We start from the raw sequence: 1,471 nt of genomic DNA on the forward strand, positions 1-1,471 counted from the left end.
CCCTCAAAACCGAATACTGACTGCGGAACCCGCATCTCCCTGGTTAAGCCTGCGTCCTATTAGTATGCGTCAGCTGTGCGCATCGCTGCGCCTGCACCCCGCACCTATCTACCCCGTCGTCTCCGGGGGGACTCCTGGCCGAAGCCTCGGAGGCCTCATCTCGAGGGGGGCTTCGCGCTTAGATGCCTTCAGCGCTTATCCCTGCCGGGCTTGGCTACCCTGCCGTGGGGCTGATCCCCAACAGGTGCACCAGCGGCCCGTCCGTCCCGGTCCTCTCGTACTGGGGACGGCTCCCCTCAGGTCTCCAGCGCCTGCGCCGGATAGGGACCGAACTGTCTCACGACGTTCTGAACCCAGCTCGCGTACCGCTTTGATGGGCGAACAGCCCAACCCTTGGGACCTGCTGCGGCCCCAGGATGCGATGAGCCGACATCGAGGTGCCAAACCACCCCGTCGATGTGAACTCTTGGGGGTGATAAGCCTGTTATCCCCAGGGTAGCTTTTATCCGTTGAGCGACGGCAGTCCCACTTCCATGCCGCCGGATCACTAAGCCCAGCTTTCGCTCCTGCCCCACCCGTCGGTGTCGCAGTCAGGCCCCCTTATGCCTTTGCGCTCTCCGGATGGTTCCCGGCCATCCTGAGGGGACCTTTGGGCGCCTCCGATACCCTTTCGGAGGCGACCGCCCCAGTCAAACTCCCCGCCAGGCGGTGTCCCGCGCCCGGATCACGGGCGTCGGTTAGAGGGCCAGTGCTGCAGGGGCGGTATCCCAACGGCGGCTCCGCGGCGACTTGCGTCGCCGCCTCCCAGCCTCCCGCCTATCCTGTACGTGCAGCACCGGTCCCCAGCGTCAAGCTGGAGTGAAGCTCCATGGGGTCTTTCCGTCCTGGCGCAGGTAGCCAGCATCTTCACTGGCACTTCAATTTCACCGGGTGCATCGCCGAGACAGCGCCCAAATCATTCCGCCTTTCGTGCGGGTCGGAACTTACCCGACAAGGAATTTCGCTACCTTAGGACCGTTATAGTTACGGCCGCCGTTTACTGGGGCTTGGGCTCGCCGCTTCGCAAGGAGCCTGCGGCTCCTGCTGACGGCTCCCCTTGACCTTCCAGCACCGGGCAGGCGTCAGCCCGTATACCTCGCCTTGCGGCTTCGCACAGACCTGTGTTTTTGCTAAACAGTTGCTTGGGCCTCTTCTCTGCGGCCTCCCCTCGGAGGCGCCCCTTCTCCCGAAGTTACGGGGCCATTTTGCCGAGTTCCTTGGCGATGCTTCTCCCGCCGGCCTCGGGATCCTCTCCCTGTCCACCTGTGTCGGTCTGCGGTACGGGTGCGCATGGCGCCATAGCGGCTTTTCTCGGCACGCGGTCGGCGCGCTTCCCTACTCGTCTTTCGGTCCGCGTCGCGGCTCGGCCTCCCGGCGGGGGCTTTTCCTCCCGCCCGGCCTCCCCGCTTGCACCGGTCTCTTCGCTCCCGGC

At 65.0% G+C, this 1,471-nt stretch carries 1 rRNA gene; it reads right to left on the reverse strand.

Annotation, left to right across the window (positions count from 1 at the left end):
- Positions 1-39 precede the first annotated feature (39 nt).
- Positions 40-1,471, reverse strand: a 23S ribosomal RNA gene (locus tag NFS35_RS28810); the annotation flags it as partial.

This window comes from Acetatifactor aquisgranensis (genome assembly GCF_943193215.1).
In the GTDB taxonomy this organism is placed as follows: domain Bacteria; phylum Bacillota; class Clostridia; order Lachnospirales; family Lachnospiraceae; genus Acetatifactor; species Acetatifactor aquisgranensis.